The sequence below is a fragment of the Sphingomonas sp. 2378 genome, assembly GCF_038084995.1.
Taxonomy (GTDB): Bacteria; Pseudomonadota; Alphaproteobacteria; order Sphingomonadales; family Sphingomonadaceae; genus Sphingomonas.
Map to the genome: position 1 here is coordinate 1 of NZ_JAXCMJ010000169.1, position 231 is coordinate 231.

At 67.1% G+C, this 231-nt stretch carries 1 protein-coding gene; it reads left to right on the forward strand.

Annotated features, from left to right (window positions below; all coding sequences use genetic code 11):
- A partial coding sequence (locus SM191_RS19785; protein WP_341507686.1) for a phage integrase N-terminal SAM-like domain-containing protein occupies positions 1 to 231 on the forward strand: 231 nt, incomplete at both ends.

Genomic DNA, 231 nt, shown 5'->3' on the forward strand with positions numbered 1-231 from the left:
CAGCGGATGCTCGACGATATGGCGATGCGTTCGATGCGGACGCGGACGCAGCACGACTATGTCCGCCACGTCCGCGCCTTCGCGGCGTTCCTGAAACGTCCGCCGGATACCGCGACGGCAGAGGATGTGCGGCGCTTTCAGCTTCACCAGCGCGAGCATGGCGTCAGCGAGTCCGTCATCGGCGCCACGGTATCGGCGCTGCGCTTCCTGTTCGGGGTGACGCTCGACCGG